The 19,642-nt window shown below is 71.2% G+C and carries 17 protein-coding genes and 1 pseudogene; 13 read left to right on the top strand and 5 right to left on the bottom strand.

The genetic code is table 11. The annotated features are described in order from the left end of the window. The first annotated feature begins 154 nt into the window (after nucleotides 1–154). Both AB0K21_RS22820 and AB0K21_RS22815 read left to right on the top strand, forming a co-directional pair. On the top strand, nucleotides 155–295 hold the full coding sequence (locus AB0K21_RS22820; protein ID WP_343965410.1) for a hypothetical protein: 141 nt from the start codon (nucleotides 155–157) through the stop codon (nucleotides 293–295). Between the two features lie 216 nt (nucleotides 296–511). Further along, nucleotides 512–1,915 carry a hypothetical protein gene (locus tag AB0K21_RS22815; protein WP_364152896.1) on the top strand — a complete coding sequence of 468 codons (1,404 nt, stop codon included), beginning with the start codon at nucleotides 512–514 and terminating at the stop codon, nucleotides 1,913–1,915. Between the two features lie 189 nt (nucleotides 1,916–2,104). Here the strand turns inward: AB0K21_RS22815 and AB0K21_RS22810 are convergent, their stop codons facing one another. Further along, nucleotides 2,105–2,803 (bottom strand): neutral zinc metallopeptidase, encoded by a 699-nt coding sequence (locus tag AB0K21_RS22810; RefSeq protein ID WP_364152893.1) that lies wholly within the window; start codon nucleotides 2,801–2,803, stop codon nucleotides 2,105–2,107. A gap of 263 nt (nucleotides 2,804–3,066) precedes the next feature. Continuing rightward, nucleotides 3,067–4,080, bottom strand: a complete 1,014-nt coding sequence (locus tag AB0K21_RS22805) for a LacI family DNA-binding transcriptional regulator (RefSeq protein WP_343965403.1) — start codon at nucleotides 4,078–4,080, stop codon at nucleotides 3,067–3,069. Between the two features lie 324 nt (nucleotides 4,081–4,404). Between AB0K21_RS22805 and AB0K21_RS22800 the strand changes: the two genes are divergently transcribed. Both AB0K21_RS22800 and AB0K21_RS22795 read left to right on the top strand, forming a co-directional pair. After that, nucleotides 4,405–4,644 carry a hypothetical protein gene (locus AB0K21_RS22800; RefSeq protein WP_364152890.1) on the top strand — a complete coding sequence of 80 codons (240 nt, stop codon included), beginning with the start codon at nucleotides 4,405–4,407 and terminating at the stop codon, nucleotides 4,642–4,644. A gap of 12 nt (nucleotides 4,645–4,656) precedes the next feature. Continuing rightward, nucleotides 4,657–4,956, top strand: a pseudogene (locus AB0K21_RS22795) (ferritin-like domain-containing protein); the annotation flags it as partial. A gap of 220 nt (nucleotides 4,957–5,176) precedes the next feature. Here the strand turns inward: AB0K21_RS22795 and AB0K21_RS22790 are convergent. Further along, nucleotides 5,177–6,256 carry a cellulose binding domain-containing protein gene (locus AB0K21_RS22790; protein WP_343967059.1) on the bottom strand — a complete coding sequence of 360 codons (1,080 nt, stop codon included), beginning with the start codon at nucleotides 6,254–6,256 and terminating at the stop codon, nucleotides 5,177–5,179. A 394-nt stretch (nucleotides 6,257–6,650) separates the two neighbouring features. Here AB0K21_RS22790 and AB0K21_RS22785 point away from each other — a divergent pair, with 394 nt between their 5' ends. The 8 genes from AB0K21_RS22785 (at nucleotide 6,651) to AB0K21_RS22750 (ending at nucleotide 15,601) form a co-directional block, all read left to right on the top strand. Further along, nucleotides 6,651–8,468, top strand: a complete 1,818-nt coding sequence (locus AB0K21_RS22785) for an ABC transporter substrate-binding protein (RefSeq protein ID WP_364152887.1) — start codon at nucleotides 6,651–6,653, stop codon at nucleotides 8,466–8,468. 6 nt (nucleotides 8,469–8,474) lie between these two features. Continuing rightward, complete coding sequence (locus AB0K21_RS22780; protein ID WP_343967063.1) at nucleotides 8,475–9,482, top strand: ABC transporter permease; 1,008 nt, start codon at nucleotides 8,475–8,477, stop codon at nucleotides 9,480–9,482. A gap of 64 nt (nucleotides 9,483–9,546) precedes the next feature. Beyond that, nucleotides 9,547–10,449 carry an ABC transporter permease gene (locus AB0K21_RS22775; protein WP_343967065.1) on the top strand — a complete coding sequence of 301 codons (903 nt, stop codon included), beginning with the start codon at nucleotides 9,547–9,549 and terminating at the stop codon, nucleotides 10,447–10,449. Between the two features lie 3 nt (nucleotides 10,450–10,452). Then, nucleotides 10,453–11,586: an ABC transporter ATP-binding protein gene (locus AB0K21_RS22770; protein WP_364152882.1), complete on the top strand. Its 1,134-nt coding sequence runs from the start codon at nucleotides 10,453–10,455 to the stop codon at nucleotides 11,584–11,586. After that, on the top strand, nucleotides 11,583–12,593 hold the full coding sequence (locus tag AB0K21_RS22765; RefSeq protein WP_343967070.1) for an ABC transporter ATP-binding protein: 1,011 nt from the start codon (nucleotides 11,583–11,585) through the stop codon (nucleotides 12,591–12,593). The genes AB0K21_RS22770 and AB0K21_RS22765 overlap by 4 nt, the downstream gene beginning before the upstream one ends. Next, complete coding sequence (locus AB0K21_RS22760) at nucleotides 12,590–13,495, top strand: GNAT family N-acetyltransferase (protein WP_364152878.1); 906 nt, start codon at nucleotides 12,590–12,592, stop codon at nucleotides 13,493–13,495. The genes AB0K21_RS22765 and AB0K21_RS22760 overlap by 4 nt, the downstream gene beginning before the upstream one ends. Nucleotides 13,496–13,590: 95 nt before the next feature. Next, complete coding sequence (gene murQ / locus AB0K21_RS22755) at nucleotides 13,591–14,511, top strand: N-acetylmuramic acid 6-phosphate etherase (RefSeq protein ID WP_364152875.1); 921 nt, start codon at nucleotides 13,591–13,593, stop codon at nucleotides 14,509–14,511. Next, the gene (locus AB0K21_RS22750; protein ID WP_364152872.1) at nucleotides 14,504–15,601 is read left to right on the top strand and encodes a serine hydrolase domain-containing protein; all 1,098 of its coding nucleotides are present in this window, start codon (nucleotides 14,504–14,506) and stop codon (nucleotides 15,599–15,601) included. The genes murQ and AB0K21_RS22750 overlap by 8 nt, the downstream gene beginning before the upstream one ends. Before the next feature lie 77 nt (nucleotides 15,602–15,678). Here AB0K21_RS22750 and AB0K21_RS22745 read toward each other — a convergent pair whose 3' ends face one another. After that, entirely contained in the window at nucleotides 15,679–16,572 is an 894-nt protein-coding gene (locus AB0K21_RS22745; protein WP_343977259.1) for a MurR/RpiR family transcriptional regulator, read from the bottom strand. A gap of 253 nt (nucleotides 16,573–16,825) precedes the next feature. Continuing rightward, a complete protein-coding gene (locus AB0K21_RS22740; RefSeq protein ID WP_343977256.1) occupies nucleotides 16,826–18,328 on the bottom strand; it encodes a glycoside hydrolase family 3 N-terminal domain-containing protein in 1,503 nt (500 codons plus the stop codon). Between the two features lie 367 nt (nucleotides 18,329–18,695). Here AB0K21_RS22740 and AB0K21_RS22735 point away from each other — a divergent pair, with 367 nt between their 5' ends. Continuing rightward, the gene (locus AB0K21_RS22735) at nucleotides 18,696–19,376 is read left to right on the top strand and encodes a disulfide bond formation protein DsbA (RefSeq protein ID WP_343977253.1); all 681 of its coding nucleotides are present in this window, start codon (nucleotides 18,696–18,698) and stop codon (nucleotides 19,374–19,376) included. The last annotated feature ends 266 nt before the right edge of the window (nucleotides 19,377–19,642 follow it).

The raw sequence follows: 19,642 nt of genomic DNA, 5'->3' as shown, positions 1-19,642 counted from the left end.
CCACTTCCCGGGCCGGCGTACGGAGAGGCAGGGCGCGTCGAAGCCCGCCGGTTGATCCGTAGGGGTGCCACCCGGATGCCTTCCGCGTCTCCCGCGACTACCGTGAGCGTCTGCCAGAGCGCCAGGAGAGCGGCGCCGCCGACGGGAGGCCGGAATGCGGTTGACCATAGACGTCCAGAGGACCGCTACCGGTCACATCGCCGGAACCGTCGAGGCCGAGGGGGCCGAGCCGCCTCTCCCCTTCCACGGGGTCATCGAGCTGGTCACCCTCCTGGAGAACCATCTGGACCGGTGATCGCCGCACACCCTCCGCTGCCGGAGAGGGCCGTTCACAGAACGTCATGCCAAGGGGAGAGCATCAGATGGGTTCCAGGTACAGCCTCGGGAGGGATGGCCGGCGACGCCGACGAGTTCGTCGGCCGGCGACGGGCCGCGTGGACCACCGGCCGCAGGGCGTGCCGGCGGCACCGGCCGGGCAGGCCGGGCCGGTTGGGCCGGTTGGGACGGCCGGATGAACGCCACCCTGACGGCCTTCGTGCCGCCGACCGAGAGCGGCCGTGACCTGCTGGACGACTGGATACGGCCGATCTGCGCGAGGCTGGGGATCGGTCTGGTGGTGGTGCCTCCCGGCATCGGCGGGGCCGTCGCGCTCGCGGCGCGGCGGACGTCGACCTTCGTCGTGTGGGACTGCTCGGTCGAGGGGTCCGAGGACGTCTACGCGGCCTTCGACACGCGCGCCAAGCTCGACCCCGGCAGCATCGTGCTCAGCCGCAGCCCGTTGCCCCGCAACGTACTGACCCGCGCCAGCCACGCTCCCGTCCACGGCGAGACCCTGGAGAACCCGGCGCTGGGCGAGTGGCTGGAGCGGCACCTGCGTCGCGCGCTGGGGGCGGACCGGGCGCCGTCGCCGCACCCGTCGGGGCACTACTGGATGTTCGACAACCCGGCCGACTACTTTCTCAGTTTCCACGACGGCGGGCGCCGGAAGGCGGAGGAGTGGCGTGCCACCTTCGAGAAGGCCCACGCGGTCACCGTGCGGATGGTGCCGCCCCGCGAGTACTCCTACCCGGCCGAGGTGGTCACGCGGCAGCAGATGTGGGAAGGCGTGGCACGGCTGATGTACGAGATCATCGCGACCGGCAGGGTCATCGTCCATCCCGCCGCCGACTACTTCACGTCGTTCTGGGCGGTGAGCGAACTGCTGGCCACGCTGTGGCTGCTGCCACGCGGCTCCACGCCTCCCATGATCACCTCCGCGTACGTCGCCCGGCCCTCGGGCGCCATCCGGCGACTGGAGCACCTGACCGCCCGTACCGTCCTGGGCGTCCCCCGCCTGGGTGACGTCCACGCGGATCGCTTCGCCAGGCTCATCAACAACTCCGATCCGATCACCACCGCTCCGGAGATCCGCGGGCGAGCGGCGGACGGAGGGAGGATCGTCGCCGGAGCGGTCAGGCACGTCGGCAGGCGCGATCCGGAACTCGCCGGCCCGCGGTTCTGGGAGGAGATGCGGGTGCCCTGCCCGGTCTGCGCCCCGAAGGGCGGAACCGCCGCGGAGGTCGACTGGGATCGGCACATGGATCTGGCGTGGGACGAGCGAGGGGTGGACCACTACGGCTACTTCACCGCCCGGCGCGAGGAGCTCGGCACCGGAAGGATCCGCTGCCCGGGGTGCCGGACCCTGCTGAGGCTCGTCAACGAGCATGGCGTCCGCACGCTCTGGACGCCGATCTCGGAGGCGGAGCCGGAACGGAACCGGCCGGTCATCCGGCGTGATCCCATCTGGCAGGTGCTGCCGGACGACCGGCGGGGCGCCGAGTCGCTCTCCAGGAAGAGGGCCGACCCCCTTCGCTGCCTCAAGGGCAGAGGATTCCCGGCCGAGGCGAGGTGGGGCCCGGCACACAGCTCCGCCTGACGGCGGAGAGGCCCTGGGCCCGTGGTGCACGGCGCGGGGCCGTCTCGATCCGGTACGGACCCGCCGCGGAGGGATCACGGGCCCGTGACGGGGTCGGCGTCCCGCGCGGGTCCGGCCCCGCGCGGGACGGGGAGCGCGTCCGAACGGGCGGGTTCGCGAGGACGGCCGGGATCTCGGGAGAGCCCTTCGTCAGGTGAAGCATCCCCCCACGCCCCGGCGCGCGCCCCGGTTGAAGGCGCTCAGGCGCTGGGAGGCGCTGCCGTGGTCGCTCACGTCGGTCCAGGGGGTGTCGTCGGCGTGCTGCCGCAGGGCCGCCGCGATCTCCTGGGTGTCGCCGGTCTCGAAAAACAGGATGCCGTCCTCGGCGGCTCCGAAGAGGGTCGCCCCGGCGAGGCAGTCGGCCTGGAGTTCGACTCGTCGGGACAGCAGCCTCCGTGGAATACGAGCCTGGACGGCATGGCCCCATTCGTGCGCGATGATCAGGTAGACCCAGGCGTCCCCCTGCCGGTATCCCATTCGCATCAGGTCGACGTCCCACGCGATGAAGTCGTAGGGCGGCCAGCAGTACAGGGCGTTGTCATCGGGGAGAGGAGATCCCTGGCATCTCGGCGCGTTGCTCCGCGCGCCGTCGTACCCGCCGAGAACGCGCGGGGGTGAATACCAGCCGGGGAAGAACTCGGACCAGTGCGTCGCCCAGAAACGATTGACGACGTACTGGGCGCTGCGAATGTCCTGGTTGATGTCGTCGAGGTTCCTCGCGGCGGAGGCGTTCAGCGGGGCGTTCCCGCCCGTCGCGGCGGTCGTGGTCCCGGTGAGGCCCGCGATCAGAACGCCGGTGAGCAGCGGGACGAGTGCGAGACGAGTGATTCTCCATCGTGAAGCGGCCATGGGCTTCTCCCCTGTCACTGGTGGCCACATACCGGTATTATTCGGGGGCTTTTAGCGGCAGAGTCACCGTATGAGAAAAGGTAATAGGGGAGAAGCGTTATCGCGAGATCGCATGAAATATCGGGGTAATTCGCCATAGGAGTTGGCGGGATTAGAGGCGCGTCGTAATTGACGTGAAGCGGAGCGGCGGCACGGCGCTCCCGTGACGGCGCTCCGGAGGCGGCCGCGGCAGGCCGCCGGTGAAGCTCGGTGAGACTCGCGCGCTAGCCCGCCGGAGGCGCGGAGCTCTCCCGGATGACGAGGTCGGTGGAGAGTTCGACCCGGCGGGGCTCGGGAGCCTCGCCGCGGGAGATGCCCAGTGCCATGCGGGTGGCGAGGAAGGCCATCTCCTCCAGGGGCTGGCGGACCGTGGTGAGCGGTGGCCAGGCGGACCTGGAAAGGGGCAGGTCGTCGAAGCCGACGACGCTCAGATCGTCGGGGACGCGCAGTCCGCGCTGCCTGGCGGCCTCGAAGACGCCGAAGGCCTGCAGATCGCTGCCGGCGAAGATGGCGGTCGGGCGGTCGGGCAGCGAGAGCAGGGCGTGACCGTGGTCGTGACCGGAGCCGACGAGGAAGTCGCCGTGCAGGATCAGCGCGGGATCGACCTCGACGCCCGCGGTCTCCAGCGCGGCACGGTAGCCGTCTATGCGGGCGCGGCTGCACAGCACGTCGGGCGGGCCGCCGATCATGCCGATCCGGCGGTGGCCGAGTTCCAGCAGGTGCCGGGTCGCGTTCAGGCCGCCCTGCCAGTTGGTCGCGCCCACCGACGCCACGCCGGGGGCCGGCTCGCCCTCGGGGTCGACCACCACGAAGGGGATCGAGCGGGTGTTGAGCTGGCCGTACTGCTGAGCCGAGAGCCGGGAGCCAATGATGATCACGCCGTCGGTGCGGCGGGCCGCCAGCCGGTCGAGCCAGTCACGGCCGGGACCGGCGTGGGTGTGCAGGACGGAGATCACGATGCTGGCCTCGGCTTCCGCGGCCGCGCTCTCGGCCCCGCGGATGAGCTCCATCGCCCAGGGGCTCTCCAGCTCGGCGAAGATCAGGTCCACCAGGCCGACGGGGCCGTCGGCGCCGGTGGCGCGGCGGACGTAGCCGTGCTTGTGAAGGAGCCGTTCGACCCGCCTGCGGGTCTCCGGCGACACCTCGGACCTGCCGTTGATCACCTTGGAGACCGTGGGCGCGGAGACCCCGGCCTCCTGGGCGATGCGGGCGATCGTCACCCGAGGCTTACCTGACATGCTCGGCAGCATATCCGAAACCTTTCGGAGTGTCGCTCCACGCCTGAGGCGTGCTCGTAGCCCTTCGGCCGAGCCTCTTCTGGCGCGTCGCACACGCTTTGATATTCCGTACCCGGTTCGAGCGCGGAAAATTTTTGTGAATGGCAGAAATATTCACGGCCCCCGCGTCCAGGCATGACCCGGAAGGCGCCGGACCGCACGGTCCATCGGCGTCCGCCACCCCCGTCGGCCCCTCCGCCACCTGGGGCGGCGACGCTCGAACCGTCGAGCGTTACCCGCGAAGAAGGATGTCAAAAGAGGCCGATTCCGGGTAGGGGCAGGCGCATGGCTGAATTCCTCACTGATATCAAGGAGATCCGGGCGCGGGCGCGTCAGGAGATCGATAAGGGTCCGATAACGGCCGCCTACGGTGCCGACCTGCCCCGGGTGATCCAGGTGTGCAACGAGGCCCTGGCGACCGAGCTGGTCTGCGTGCTCCGTTACAAGCGGCACTACTACACCGCCTCGGGTATCCACGCGGGGGTGGTGGCGGCGGAGTTCCTGGAGCACGCCGCGGAGGAGTAGGAACACGCGGACAGGCTCGCCCAGCGCATCGTCCAGCTCGGCGGCGAGCCGGATTTCAACCCCGAGACGCTGACCGCGCGCTCACACGCCGAGTACGACGACAGCCTCGACCTGATCGAGATGGTCAGGGAGGACCTGGTCGCCGAGCGGATCGCGATCGCCTCCTACACCGAGATCGTCAACTGGCTCGGCGACGGAGACGTGACCACCCGGCGTATCTTCGAGGATCTGCTGGCCCAGGAGGAGGAGCACGCCGACGACCTGAAGAGCCTGCTGGAGCGGCTTCCCGGCGCGCTGGGCGGCCGGGACTGAGCGGCGGTTCAACAGGTCCGGCCGCCGCGCGAGCCGGTTCCGCGACGGGTGCCGCCGGGGGGCCGGCCCGCGCGTGGCGCTCCGCGGCGCGCCCGCGTCCCGCCGTACGCGCCCGCGGCGCCGCACAGGCGTGCGGCGCCGCGGAGCCGGTCCCGGGTGCGCGGGAAGCCGTACGGCCGGGTGTGCGCGTCGGAACCCGGCCGTACGGCGATCGGACCGGTCAGCCGGTCGTGCAGGACACCGAGGGGGCCGGGGAGCCTGTCCCCGAGGCGATGAAGCCGAAGGTCGCCGTCGCGCCGGGGTTCAGGGAGCCGTTCCAGGCGGCGTTCCGCGCCGAGACCGCGGTGCCGGACTGGGTCACCGTCGCGTTCCATGACTGGCTGATCTGCTGTCCGCCGAACGTCCACCGCGCGCTCCAGCCGGTGACGGCCGCCGCGCCGGTGTTCTTGACGGTCACCTCGCCCTGGAAGCCGCCCGGCCACTGGTTGGTGGTCTGGTAGGTGGCGGTGCAGCCGCCCGGCGGGGGCGTGACGGTCGGCGTCGGGGTGGGAGTGATCGTCGGGGACGGTCCCGAGCCGAGCAGGGCGGCCAGAGCGGGGAACCACCGGTCGGACATCTTCTGGTCCCCTGAGGCGTTGGGGTGCACGCCGTCGTAGGTGTCGGCCGCGGTGCTGAAGCCCGTCCACTGGTCGACCACGACGATCGGTGACTGAGCGGTGGTCTTGCCCGCCGCCCAGCCGGGAATCGCCGCGTTGAGCGCGGAGACCCGCTGCGCGCACTCACCGCACGTGCTCGGGTTCATCGGGATGATCTGGGCGACGAGGATCTTCATGCTGGGATTGCTCGCCCGCATCTGGTCCACCAGCTTGCCGTACGCGGCCAGGATGGTGGCGGTCGCACGGTTGCTCCAGGCGTCGTTGGTGCCGAAGTGCATCAGCACGATGTCGGGTGTGGTCGCCGAGAGCCAGCCGGGGAGCTGGTTCTGGTCGGCGACGTTGGTGACCAGCGCCCCGCCGTGCCCCTCGTTGTCCCCGTCGTGTGCGACGCCGCAGCCCTGCGGGGGCAGGGTGCCGACGAAGTCGATGTTGGTGTGACCGGCGTTCACGAGCCGGTTCCACAGGAGGGCCCGCCAGCATCCGGGGGAACCGGTGATGGAGTCTCCGAGTGCCATGATCCTGGTGGCCGCCGCCTGCGCGGGCATCGCCGTGGCGGCCAGGAGGAGTCCCAGGGCCGCGACCGCGGTCATCGCGGCCGTCAGAACCGCCAGGATCGTGCCGCTTCCGTGCGTCTTTCGTCGCATTTTCCGCTCCCGCCTCGATGGGGCCCGATGCTAGGCGGCCCAGGGCGGGAGCGGGAAGCCGGCCGCCCGCCGGGAGTGCCCTGACCTGCGGCGCGATCCCCGGCGAGGGTGTAACTTTCAGCCGCCCGCCACGGGTGTCCTGCCGCCCCGGCGTCCGGCCCTCCGGTGTTTCCGCTCCTCAGCCGGGGGAGCGGGCGTTCCCGGCCGAGGAGCGATCGTCCGGCTCGCGAGGGCGGCGCCGCGGAAGGGTAAACGGGGAATGAAGGAAAGCTACAAAATGTTCCACAAAAGTGGAGTTTATTGACGCAACCGTCAAGGTGAACGTAAGGTCCGGACAACGCCTGATACCTCCCCACAGATGCCCTGACCTCGGAGAACACCCCACGGAGCGTTCATGAAACGACTAGTAGCGGCAGCGGTCTCTCTCGGCCTCGCCGCCGTCACCGCGGCCTGCGGCGGCGGCGCGGGCGGCGCCGACAGCTCCGCCTCCGTGGGGAGCGCCGTCTTCACCACGATCGACACGCTCAAGCCGGGCATCGACGCGAACGCGCCGATCAACCCGTACAACCCCAAGGGCAACACCTTCCGCGGCTACAACGCCGAGTGGCTCGGGTGGACCAAGAACCACCTGACGGACCCGGACCGGTTCTACCCGGGGGTCGCGAAGAGCTGGCAGATCGCCCCGGACCGATCCTCGATCACCATCAGGCTCCACCCGGACGGAAAGTGGTCCGACGGCAGGCCGATCACCGCGGAGGACGTGAAGTTCTCCATCGGCCTGGCCTACACCCAGGGCGGCACCGCATATGCCCTCGACCCCTCCGCGGCCGGCACGGCCTCCGACATCAAGATCGTGGACGACAAGACGATCAAGATCACTCAGACGGCGGAGAACCCGAGTTCCGCCTTCGTCCGCGGCGTCATGGAGACCGTCATCGTCCCCAAGCACATCTGGGGCGGCGTGCTGCCCGCCGACTTCTGGGAGAGGCTGAAGGTCGCGCAGAGCGACGCCCCCGGGGCCGAGGCGGCACGGGCCGGGATCACCAGCCTCGCGGAGAAGGTCATCGCCTTCGCCCCGGCCCAGGACGTCTCCGCGGGACCGTTCGTCCTGAAGCGTGTCAATCCGGGTGAGGCGTTGCTGGTCAAGAACAGGTACTTCCACAACGCGGCCAACGTCGCCGCCGACCAGGTGCGCATCCTCAACTACACGGGCAACGAGCAGGTCTGGAACTACCTGGTCGCCGGCAGGCTGGACAGCGCGCCGTTCACCGCGGTCCCGGCCGGGGTGATGAGGCGCATCACCCAGACCCCGGGCAACGCCGTGGTCAGGGGTTACTCACCGGTCAGCGAGGCACTGGCGTTCAACCAGTCCAGGAAGCCCTACGACAACGTGCACGTCCGCCGGGCGCTGGCCTACCTGATCGACCGCGAGCAGGTCACCAAGGTCGCCTCCCCCGAGGGCGGCACCGCCTCGGTCACCACCTCGGGCCTGCACCAGGAGGCCGCGAAGGCGTGGCTGGGTGACGGCCTCGCCGCACTGGAGCCGTACCGGACCGACCCCGCCAGGGCCGAGCGGGAGCTGTGGGCCGCGGGCATGAAGAAGAAGGGCGGCAGGTGGACGATGCCGGACGGCAGCCCGTGGAAGATGACCATCAACGTGCCCGCGTCCTTCTCCGACTGGCTGGCCGGTGCGAAGGCCGTCACCAGCCAGCTCAACGACGCCGGCATCGACGCCGAGGTCGTCACCACCGCCGACTACCCGCTCTACCTGGAGGAGATGGCGGCGGGCAAGTACGACCTCGGGTTCTGGCTGGTGGCGCTCGGACCCGCCCCGTACAACATCTACCAGCGCCTGTACGGAGCCCAGAACGGCTGGCAGCTCTTCGGCGGCAAACTCACGCACGTCGCCCCCGGCACCAAGGGCAACTGGATGGGCGGTGCCGAGACCGTCCAGCTCGCGGGCGAGGGCAGGATCAACCCCGGAGAGCTGACGGTCAAGCTGAACTCCGCACCCGAGGCGGAGCAGAAGAAGATCGTCTCAACTCTCGCCAGGGCCGCCAACCAGGATCTTCCGGTGATCCAGCTGTGGGACTACGTCAACACGCAGGTGGTGAACACCACGCGCTTCAGCGGATTCCCCGGTGACGACAGCGACGCGCTGCGCCTCACCTCGGGCGTCTGGCTCCAACTCGGCATGGTCAAGAGGAAGTAGCGACATATGACGGTCATCGCACGCCGCCTCGCGGGCCATCTCGCCCGGGGGTTCGCCATGATCCTGGTGGTCACCACGATCAGCTTCGTGATCATCAGAAGCATCCCCGGCGACCCCATGCGGGCCCGCTACGAGAAGCTGGTCGAGCAGGGCATGTCGCCCGACCAGGCCGAGCGCGCCACCGCCGCGCTGTACGGCTTCATGCCGAAGGGCAGCCTGTGGGAGCAGTACGCCGGCTACATGAGGGGACTGCTCCACCTCGACCTCGGCCAGTCGCTGAGCGTCCCCGGCGCGGAGGTCACCACGCTGCTCGCCGCCGCGGCCACCTGGACGATCCTGCCGGTCCTCGTCGGCACCCTGCTCAGCTTCGCGGTCGGCATCATCATGGGCGTCTACGCGGCGATCAAGCGTTCCAGCAGGCTGGGGGACGTCCTGGCGGTCTCCGGTTCGCTCCTGCACGGCCTGCCGCAGTACGTTCTCGCGCTGCTGCTGAGCGCGGTCTTCACGACCCTGCTGCCGATCTTCCCCACCGGAGGCACGGCCGACGTCACACTGGAGCCGGGTCTCAACGCCGCCTACATCGGCTCACTGATCCAGTACGCCACGATGCCGATCCTGACCTACGCGCTGGCCGGCTACGGAGGCTGGATCCTGGCGATGAAGTCCAGCGTGGTCACCGTGCTGGGCGACGACTTCATCATGGCCGCGGAGCTGCGCGGTTTGAAACGCGGCCTCATCTTCCGCTACGTGGCGCGCAACGCGATCCTGCCGCTCTTCACCATCCTGGCCCTCTCACTGGGCCTGCTGTTCGGTGGCGCGATCTTCATCGAGCGGATCTTCACCTATCCCGGGCTGGGTCTGCTGCTGCTCAACAGCATCACCGACCGCGACTACACGTTGATGGGCGGGGCCTTCCTGCTGATCACCGTGGCGATCGTCATCGCCAACATCGTGGCCGACATGCTCTACACCGCGATCGACCCACGGGTCCGTTCCGGACAGGAGGCTTCATGAACGGGCGAATCACAGCAGCCGACAGGCGCCGCGTCCACGGCGGGCGGCCGGTAGGGGAGATCGCATGACCGCGCCGGTCATCGCCGGGGGCGACGCCCGCGCGACGCTGCGACGCAACTTCCGGCGCGGCGTCTGGCGGGTCCTGCGGCGCAAGCCCAGCAGGATGGCGGGTGTGGTCATCCTGGGCGTGTTCACGTTCATGGGCGTCTTCGGGCCGATGCTCTACCCCGAGCGGCTGCCGCGCGACGACAACGCGCTCTACGCCGCGCCAAGCTGGGCGCACCCCTTCGGCACCGACTTCGAGGGAACGGACGTGCTCGCCCTGGTGATCACCGGGGCCCGGTACGTCCTGCTGACCGCCCTGGTCACCGCGGTCATCACGGTCGCCCTGGGCACCGCCGTCGGGCTGTTCGCCGGGTTCAGGCGCGGACGCTGGGACGCCGTGCTCATGCGGATCACCGACATGAAGCTGACCATCCCCGCGCTCCCGCTGCTGCTGGTCCTGTCGACGGTCTGGAAGTTCACCAGCGCGATCGAGATGGGCCTGGTGCTCGGGCTCCTCGGCTGGGGAGGGGTGGCGCGCGCCGTACGGGCGCAGACCCTCTCGCTGCGCGAGCGCGGCTTCGTCGAGGCGGCCAGGGGACTCGGCCTGTCCACCAGGCACATCATCGGCCGGGAACTGCTGCCCAGCATGGCCCCCTTCATCGCGATGAACACACTCATCGCGGTGACCGGCGCGGTGTACGCGCAGGTGGGCCTGTTCTTCCTGGGAGTCCTGCCGTTCGACGCCAACAACTGGGGGGTCATGCTCAACCTCGCGGTGTTCGGCGGCGGCGCGCTGACGACGACCGCCGCGCTGCCGTACATGCTGGCGCCGCTGCTGGCGATCCTGCTGCTCACCCTGGGCATCGTCCTCGTCGTCGACGCCATGGACGAGATCTTCAACCCCCGGCTGCGGGAGGAGTGACCGATGTTCGTACCTGCTGAGAAGGTGTCCGTGACACTGGGCGAGCGGCTGTCCGCGGCCGTGGGCGTCCGGAGCGACCGGAGCGTCGAGGCCGCCCGGAACCGCGGCGCCGCCGAGGGCACCCGTGACGCGGAGCGGAGCGGGCCGCCGGGAGTGCGGGTCAGGGACCTGTCCGTCGTCTACCGGACGGCCGCGGGAGAGTTGCCCGCCGTGTCGGGAATCGACCTGGACCTACCGCCCGGGACGATCACCGGGGTGGTCGGCGAGTCCGGGTCGGGCAAGTCCACCCTGGCGCTGTCACTGCTCAACGCGGTCCAGCCACCCGGCAGGATCAGGTCGGGCAGCGTGGAGATCGACGGTCTCGGCGACGTCACCCGGTTGCGGGGCGAGGACCTGCGCAGGGCGAGGGGCCGGCACATCGGATACGTCTTCCAGGCCGCCCAGAACTCCCTCAACCCGCTCAAGACCGTCGGCAAGCAACTGCTCGACCTGGGGCGCTCGCACGAGATCCGGGACCTGCGCGGGCTGGTCAGGGACGCCAAGGACCTGCTCGGCCGGATGGGCATGGACGGCGCGCGCGTGCTCGACTCCCATCAGCACGAGCTGTCGGGAGGGATGCGCCAGCGAGTCGGCATCATGTTCGCGCTGGTCCTCAACGCCCACCTCGTCGTGCTGGACGAGCCCACCACCGCACTCGACATGATCACTCAGGCCACCATCCTGCGGATCGTCAGGGAGGTCCACGAGGAACGCGGGCTCACCACGTTCATCATCACCCACGACCTCGGCGTGGTGGCCGAGGTCGCGGACCGGCTGGCCATCATGTACGGCGGGCGGGTGGTGGAGCAGGGGCCGACCACCGAGGTGCTCGGCGCGCCTCGCCACCCCTACACCCAGGGGCTGATCCGGGCCATCCCCCGCCTGGTCGGCGACCTCGGGGAGGCCAGGGCGCTGCCCGGCCGCCCGCCGACGCTTGGGACCGTTCCCTCACGGGGATGCGTCTTCAGGGAACGCTGCGACCTGCGCATGGACGTCTGTGAGACCGAGGAGCCGCCCACCGTCCCGTACGGCGAGTGGATCGTGGCCTGCCACGCCGTCGCCGCCCGCGACGCGGAGACCAGGGAGGAGAAGGCGTGATCACGGGGCAGCACATCACGAAGACCTTCAAGCAACGAGGAAGCGTGCTCGCCGGACGGGAGGTGAAGGCGCTGCGCGGCGTCGACTTCGCCATCCCGAAGGGCGGGGCGGCGTCGTTCATCGGAGAGTCCGGCTGCGGCAAGACGACGCTCGGACGGATCATCGCCGGGCTGGAGGGGCACGACTCCGGAGAGATCGTCATCGACGGCACGCCCATGTCGTCGCTGCGCCCGCGGCAGCGTGAGCCGTACTTCCGCCGCATCCAGCTCATCCACCAGGACCCGTACTCGGCGCTCAATCCGACCCGTACCGTGCACCAGACGCTGGACGCGCCGCTGTCGCTGCGGGCGGGGCAGACCGGCCGTTCTCGGTCATGGGCGGACGGGCGTGCCGGGGAACTGCTGGAACTGGTCGGTCTCGACCCGGGCTACGTGCTTCCCCGCTACCCCCACCAGCTGTCCGGTGGCATGCGCCAGCGGGTCGTCATCGCCCGGGCACTCACCGTCGACCCCGAGATGCTCGTCGCCGACGAGGCCGTCTCCATGATCGACGTGTCGTTGCGGCTCGGCATCCTCGCCCTGCTCAAGGACCTGCGCGAGAACCTCGGGGTGAGCGTGCTCTTCATCACCCACGACGTGGCGACCGCCCGCTACATCGGCGACGACGGCGAGCTGTACGTCATCTACCGGGGGCAGGTCGTCGAGCGCGGCCATGTCGAGACGATCATCTCCGACCCCGTGCACCCGTACACCCAGTCGCTGCTGTCGGCCATCCCGGTGCTGCACGGCCTGGAACGGCCGGGTGAGCAGCGGGTGACGCCGGCAGGGGCGCTCGACGAGAGCCGCCAGGACGCGGGCTGCCTGTTCGCCCGGCGCTGCCCGTTCAGCACCGGTCGTTGCGAGTCCGAACAGCCGGTGCTCGGTCACGGCGGGGGCACGCCCCAGGAGCACGCCTGCTTCCACCCCACCGCCCGCGACGTAGTCGCCATGCCGGTCGGCCGGTCGTGAACCCGCTGGGGAACGGTCACGGGACGCACGAGGCGTCCGGGATCCGCGAGGCCGCCGCGGCCGACGCGGCGACGCTCGCCGGGATCGCCGAGTCCGCGCTCACCCTGGACGCCGGGGAGGCGGCGAGCCTGGTCGCCCGGCTCGCCGAGCCGCCCGAGCGCCGGCGCTGGACGGCGCTGGTGACGCGCGGCCTCGACGGTGTGGCGTTCGTCTCCATGTCGGCGCGCGACCCGTACGCGGGCCACGTCGACCTGCTCGCCGTGCGTCCCGAGGTCCGGGGGGCGGGGTTCGGCCGGGCGCTGGTCGCCGCGGCCGAGGACTGGCTGCGCGGCCAGGGGGCGACCGAGGTCCGCCTCGCGGGCAACCCGCCCGCCTACGCCTGGCCCGGAATCGACGTGCGCTACACCGAGGCGGCCTGCCTGGCCGAGAGCCTTGGCTACGAGCGCTACAACGTCGCCTGGAACATGACCGTCGACCTCGCCCGCGACCTGTCCGTCGACGCCGACCTCGCGCGGCTGGCGGACCTGGGGGTCACCGTGCACGCCGCCGCTCCCGGGGACCGCGCCGCGGTGTCGGCCTTCGTCGGGGAGCAGTGGAACGGCAACTGGGCGTGGGAGGCGGAGCAGGCCGTCGGCTGCCACTACGCCGTCAGGGAGGGGAAGCTCCTCGGCTTCGCGGCGTGGGGGGCCAGGCCCACCTGGTTCGGTCCGATGGGCACCACGCCGGCCGCGCGGGGCCTGGGCGTCGGCCGGGTGCTCCTGCGCCGCTGCCTGGCCGAACAGCGGGCCGCGGGCATGTCGAGTGCCCAGATCGGCTGGGTGGGGCCACTGCACTTCTACGCCCGGGCGGTCGGCGCGCACGCCGAGCGGGTCTTCTGGCTTTACCGCCGTGGTCTGCGGTGACGGCCCCGGCCCGGCGTACGCCTACAACGCCTTCATTGTCAGAAGATCATTTATTTGACGGCAGCGAGACAGGAACTCCAATGACATTGGACGCCATGAGTGATTCGCTCTCCACGCTTTCCACCGAACAGAGCGATCCCCGCTACAACCGGATCGACCTGCTCTCGACCGAGCAGGTGGCCCGGTTGATGAACGCCGCGGACAGCACGGTGCCCGCGGCGGTGGCCGCGTCGATCCCGGAGATCACGGCCGCGATCGACGCGCTCGTCGCCCGGATGAAGGCCGGCGGCCGCCTGTTCTACGTGGGCGCGGGGACGTCGGGCCGGCTGGCCGTGCTGGACGCCTCCGAGTGCCCGCCGACCTTCGGCACCGATCCCGAACTCGTGCAGGGGGTCATCGCGGGCGGCCCCCCCGCGCTGACCCGTTCCGTCGAGGGCGCCGAGGACGACCGGCAGGGGGGAGCGGCCGCCATCGCCGAGAAGGGGGTGGGCGCGCTCGACTCGGTGGTGGGCATCTCCGCCAGCGGCCGCGCGCCCTACGTGCTCGGTGCGCTCGCCGAGGCGAGCCGCCGCGGCGCGCTGACCGTGGGGCTGTCGTGCAACGTGGCGACCCCGCTGTCGGCGGCCGCGCTGCACCCCATCGAGGTGGTCGTCGGCCCGGAGGTGGTGACCGGTTCCACCAGGCTCAAGGCGGGGACCGCGCAGAAGCTGGTCCTCAACATGATCTCCACGATCGCGATGGTCAGGCTGGGCCGTACCTACGGCAACACCATGATCGAAGTGTCGGCGATGAACTCCAAACTGGCCGACCGCGCGGCCCGGATGGTCAGCGACATCACCGGGGCCGCCCTGCCGGTCTCCCGCTCCGCGCTGGAGGCGGCCGAGTGGCACGTGAAGGTCGCGGTGCTGATGATCGAGCACGGCCTTGACGCCGACGGCGCACGGGTCCTGCTGGAGCGGCACGGCGACCAGTTGGAGGCGGCGCTGGAGGCGGCGGGGCGGATCCGGGGTGCCTGAGCCCCCGGCGGACCCTCCCGACGAGGGGGACGGGCTGGCCGGGATTCTGGAGGCGGCGGTGCCGCGCGTCTGCTCGGCGGCGGTGGCCGCGATCGCCGTCGGCGGCGTCACAGTGGCCGCCGCGGCCGTGGGGGAGACCGTACGCTACTCGTCGGCCTCTGAGGATCTCGCCGCCGACCGGCCGCCCGCCAGGCACGACTCGATCTTCGATCTCGCCTCGGTCACCAAGCTCTTCACGACCGCCGTCATCCTGTCGCTGGTCGAGGAGGGCCGCCTCGGCCTGGACGAGCCCGTCGCCGCCTGGCTGCCCGCCTGTTACCGCGGCGCCCCCGAGGCCACCCTGCGGCATCTGCTCACCCACACGGCGGGTCTGCCGCCGAGCCGCAGGGCCCACGAGGAGATTCCCGGCGACGGCCCCGAGGTCCACGCCAGGCGTATGGAGCGGATCCTCTCGACACCGCCGATCGGGCCCGCGGGCGGGCGCTACCTCTACTCCGACGTCGGGCTGATCACGGCGGGCCGGGTGGCGGAGATCGCCGGGCGGGCGCCCCTGGACGAGCTCACCCGCGCCCGGGTCACCGGTCCGCTGGGCCTGTCCGACACCGGCTACCGTCCGGTCGCGGCCCTGCTGCCCAGGACCGTCGCCACCGAGCACAAGCCGGAACGCCCGGGGCCGGGATGCGTGCGCGGCGAGGTCCACGACGAGACCGCACACGGCCTGGGCGGAGTCGCCGGACACGCCGGGATCTTCTCCACCGCCGGTGATCTCCTGCGTTTCGCCGAGACGCTGCGCACCGGAGGCGTGCCGGTCCTGCGCCCCGCCACGGTCGCCGAGATCACCCGCGACCACGGCGTCCAGGGTGCGGACTTCCGTCACGGCCTGGGCGTGCGCATCGGCGATCCCGCGATCGTCGGCCCGCTCACCGACGCCTACGGCCACTCCGGCTTCACCGGAACCTCGCTCGTCGTCGACCCCGGGCGCGCCCTCGCCGTCGTCCTGCTGACCAACAACGTCCATCCGTCGCGCGGCCGCGCGGGCATCCGCGACCTGCGCCACGCCGTCGCCGCCGAGGCCCTGCGCCTGTCCTGAACCCGCGTCGCGTCCGCGATCGCGGCGAAGACGACGGCGGCCGGCACGACCGTGTTCGGGCTCTCCGGCCCGGCGCGCTACCTGCTCCGGCGGCGGTGGTCGGCTCTGAACCCGTCGATGGCGTCCCTGGTGGCCCGCAGCGCGGCGTCCGAGGTCTCGAAGGTGCGCTGCGCGATGCCGACGAAGATGCAGTCGACGATCAGGAGCTGGCTGATCCGGCTGGCCAGCGCCCCCGGACGGAAGACCGTCTCCCGGCCGGCCGAGACCAGGACGTGGTCGGTGAGCTCGGCCAGGGAGGAACGCGGGTTGTTGGTGATGGCCACCGTGGTCGCACCCGCCCGCTGCGCGACGCGCAGCGGTGCGAGCACGTCGGGGGTCTCGCCGGTGCAGCTCACCACCACCGCCACGTCGTCCGCCCGTACCAGTGCCGCGCTGGTCAGCGCCAGGTGCGCGTCGGTGAAGGCGTGGGCGGGCAGGCCGATCCGCATCAGTTTCTGCGCCATGTCGGCCGCCACGAGCCCGGAGGCGCCCACTCCGTAGACGTCGATCTTGCGTGCTGCGATCAGTGCCTCCACCACCGCGCCCAGCCGGTCGGGGTTGAGCTGCGCCGCGGTGTCGGCCAGCGCCTCCGCCTCGGCCCTGGCCACCTTCGCGATCACGTCGGTCAGCGGGTCGTCGGGGCCGAGGTCGCCGGGGACCAGCCGTTCTGGCTGGTCCCTGGCCACCGCGGCGGCCAGCGCGAAGCGCAGCTGGGAGTATCCGGCGAAGCCCAGGGCCCTGGCGGTGCGCACGATCGTGGCCTCGCTCGTCCCGGAGACCGCGCTGAACTCGGTGATGGTGCTGCGGGCCACCATGCCGGGATCGTCGAGTATGAGGCGGGCGATGGCCTGGGCCGCGGGGGTGAGCGAGGGCAGGACGGCCCTCACCGTGGCCACCAGGTTCACGGGGGTGGGGCCGTCGAGGACGTTCATCAAATCTCCTTGGGCCTGGAGACCCCGAGCTCTGGTTCTGGGGAGGAAAGGTGGCGCGGTGCCGCATGGTTCTGTGGGGTGTTCGGCGCCGGCGATAACCAAGCTACCGAAGCACGCCGCGTGGTGCTCTCGCCGTCGGGCCGGCGGAGAGGCAGGACGCCGGTGGGGGAGAGATGGGACCTGGCCGGCTCAGGCAGGGCGGACGGCCGCCGGTGAGGGATGGGATCTCCTGGACTCGGTCGCGGGGAGGAGGTCAACGAGCGCCTTCCGGGTCAGTGGTCAGCCAGTGGGCGACGGCGCGGGCCGAGGCTCGGGAGATGCCGTTGGTGGTCACGTACACGGCTCCGGTGGGCTCGCCGGGCACTCCGGTCTCGACCACGATGGCGTCGGGGCGCAGCGTGACGGCCCGTGCCAGCAGGTCCCTGACCCAGGGGTGACGCCAGGCGTCGTGTACCACCAGGACCAGCGGGCGCCCCCCGCCGCCGGGGCCGGACAGTTCGGGCAGCTCGGGCCTGTCCGCGGTGACGACGTACCCGGTGGTGTCCGGCATCAGCTCGCTGAAGGCGCCGATGAGGCCGGTGGGCGTACCCGGCTCGACCGCCTGGCTCAGCCGGGGCGCTATGTCGACGACCAGCAGTGGTCCGGAGAGCGGCGGTGGGGTGCCGACCACGCGCATGGCGGCGAGGGCCGTCCTCAGGCCGAGTTCCTCGTCTCCCGGGCCGTCCCCGTCCCGTGCCCGCGCGGCGCCGCTCGCGGCGTACCAGCGGGACAGGGCCAGCACGCGCGAGGCCGCTTCGGCCAGCCGCTCCTCGGGGAGCCTGCCCTCCCGCACGGCGTCCACGATGGCGTCGCGCAACTCGTGGACGCTCTCGCCACCGGGGGAGGAGATGCCCGCGCAGATCGCGTCGGCCCCTGCCAGCAGGGCGCGGACCGCGATCTCCCCCGGCGGGTGGAGGGCTGCGACGGCGCGCATCTCGATGGCGTCGGTGACGATCATGCCGTCGAAGCCCATCTCCTCGCGGAGCAGCCCGGTCATGATCCGCTGGCTCAGCGTCGCGGGGTTGTCCGGATCGAGGGCGGGGACCAGCAGGTGGCCGCACATGACGGCCCGTACTCCGGCTGCCACCGCGGCGCGGAAGGGCGGCAGGTCGCGCTCGGCCAGAAGCTCCAGGGAGGCGTGCACGGTCGGCAGGGCATGGTGGGAGTCGGTGTGGGTGTCGCCGTGACCGGGGAAGTGCTTGGCGCAGGCGGCGACCCCGGCGTCCTGAAGTCCCAGGATCCAGGCCACGGTGTGCCTGGAGACCAGCTCCGGGTCCGGGCCGAAGGAGCGGACGCCGATCACCGGGTTGGCGGGGTTGGCGTTGACGTCGGCCACCGGGGCGTAGTCGAGGGTGATGTCGGCCGCGGCGAGGAGACGGCCGATCTCCCGGGCGACCAGCCGGGTCCGTTCGACGTCGTCGCCCACACCCAGTGCCCGGTTACCCGGCCACGAACTGCCCCTCGCGGCCTGCAGGCGGGTGACCGACCCGCCCTCCTCGTCCACCGCGACCACCACGGCGGGATTCTCCGCGCGCAGCCGGGCGACGAGTTCGGCCGTGTGGGCGGGGCCGGTGAGGTTCCTGGCGAACAGCACCGTCCCGCCGAGGCCCTCCTCGCCGAGCGCGCGGCGCAGCCAGCCGGGAGGCTCGATGCCGTCGAAGCCCGGCTGGAGGACGGTCATGGCCAGCCGGGCCAGATCGGGGCTGCGGTGGGGCATGCGGTCACCTTCTCGGTCGAGGGAGGCGTCTTCGGACAGGTCGGCGGCGGGAGGCGTCCCAGAGCAGGGTACCCATTGATGGCGCTTTTCTTCGTAGTGACTGCTTTTAAAGTAGCTTTTTGTCATTCTCTCGATCGAGGCCCGCGCCGCCGGCTCCGCGGCCGTCGGGCATGCCTCGCCGGTGTGCGGTACCCCCAGATCCGATCAGCCGTTCGTGACGCCGCCGCGGATGAAGGGTGGCACACGGCAGGGTTCGTTGACGCGGCCACCTTCTCCACGCGCTCCGGTGATCTCCGGCTCGCTATTGACCTCCATCGCGGTTGAGGTCCCATCCTGAGGTGAGGACTTCCGAGGAAAGAGGATCGCCGTGAGCGAGGATCTGGTCGACTTCTGGTTCGATCCCGGCTGCCCCTGGGCGTGGATCACCTCCCGCTGGATCGTGGAGGTGGGCAAGGTGCGTCCCATCACGGTCAACTGGCGGGAGATGAGCCTGGCGGTGCTCAACGAGGGACAGGAGATGTCGGAGGAGTACCGCGAGATCGTCGAACTCGGCCGGGGCACCATCCGGGTGTTCGCCGCGGCGCGCGAGGCGGCGGGGAACGTCGCCGTCGGCGACCTCTACACCGCGCTCGGCACCCGCTACCACGGCGCGGGCGGCCTGTTCCAGCGGTCCCGCGAGGGCGGCCTCACCGACTGGCGGGCCGCGATGGAGGGTCTGGCGCCGGTGATCGCCGCCGCGCTGGCCGACGCCGGGTTGCCCGCCGGGCTTCTCGCCGCGAGAACCGACCCCGGTTGGGACGACGCGATCCACGCCTCGCACGCCCTGGTGCCGGCCGGGAAGCAGAACCAGTCGCTGATCGGCGTCCCGACCATCTCGGTGAACGGGCACGCCGGGCAGTTCGGCCCCGTCATCAGTGAGATCCCGGTCGGTGAGCGGGCCGGGCGGCTCTGGGACGCGTTCAGGGTGCTCGCCACCGAGGAGGCGTTCTTCGAGCTCAAACGGGTCACGGACCGGGCGGATCCCCGAACCTTCCCGGAGGCCCCCTAGCGCGGGAGGGGGCCTTTCCCTCGCGCCCTCGCCGCTCTTTGTGGAGAAATGGCCTGTTCTTTCGTGAACGACATACCTCATCGCGTTCGTTGCCCCTGCCTGCGGGCAGGCCCCGAATGTGATGGAGCGTGAGGTTCGCCGCTGCCGCGCCGCCGAGGTTCGTGGCGGGCACGGCCTCGCCGGTCTCTCCGCCGTGGACGGTTCCCCCTCCGGGGCCCGTCCCCGTGGCAGGTCCCCCGTGTGAGCTCCACCTGAACGCTCCCCGC

The sequence above is a fragment of the Streptosporangium sp. NPDC049248 genome (assembly GCF_040678965.1).
Lineage (GTDB): Bacteria > Actinomycetota > Actinomycetes > Streptosporangiales > Streptosporangiaceae > Streptosporangium > Streptosporangium fukuiense.
This window is presented reverse-complemented; position numbering and strand designations above follow the sequence as displayed.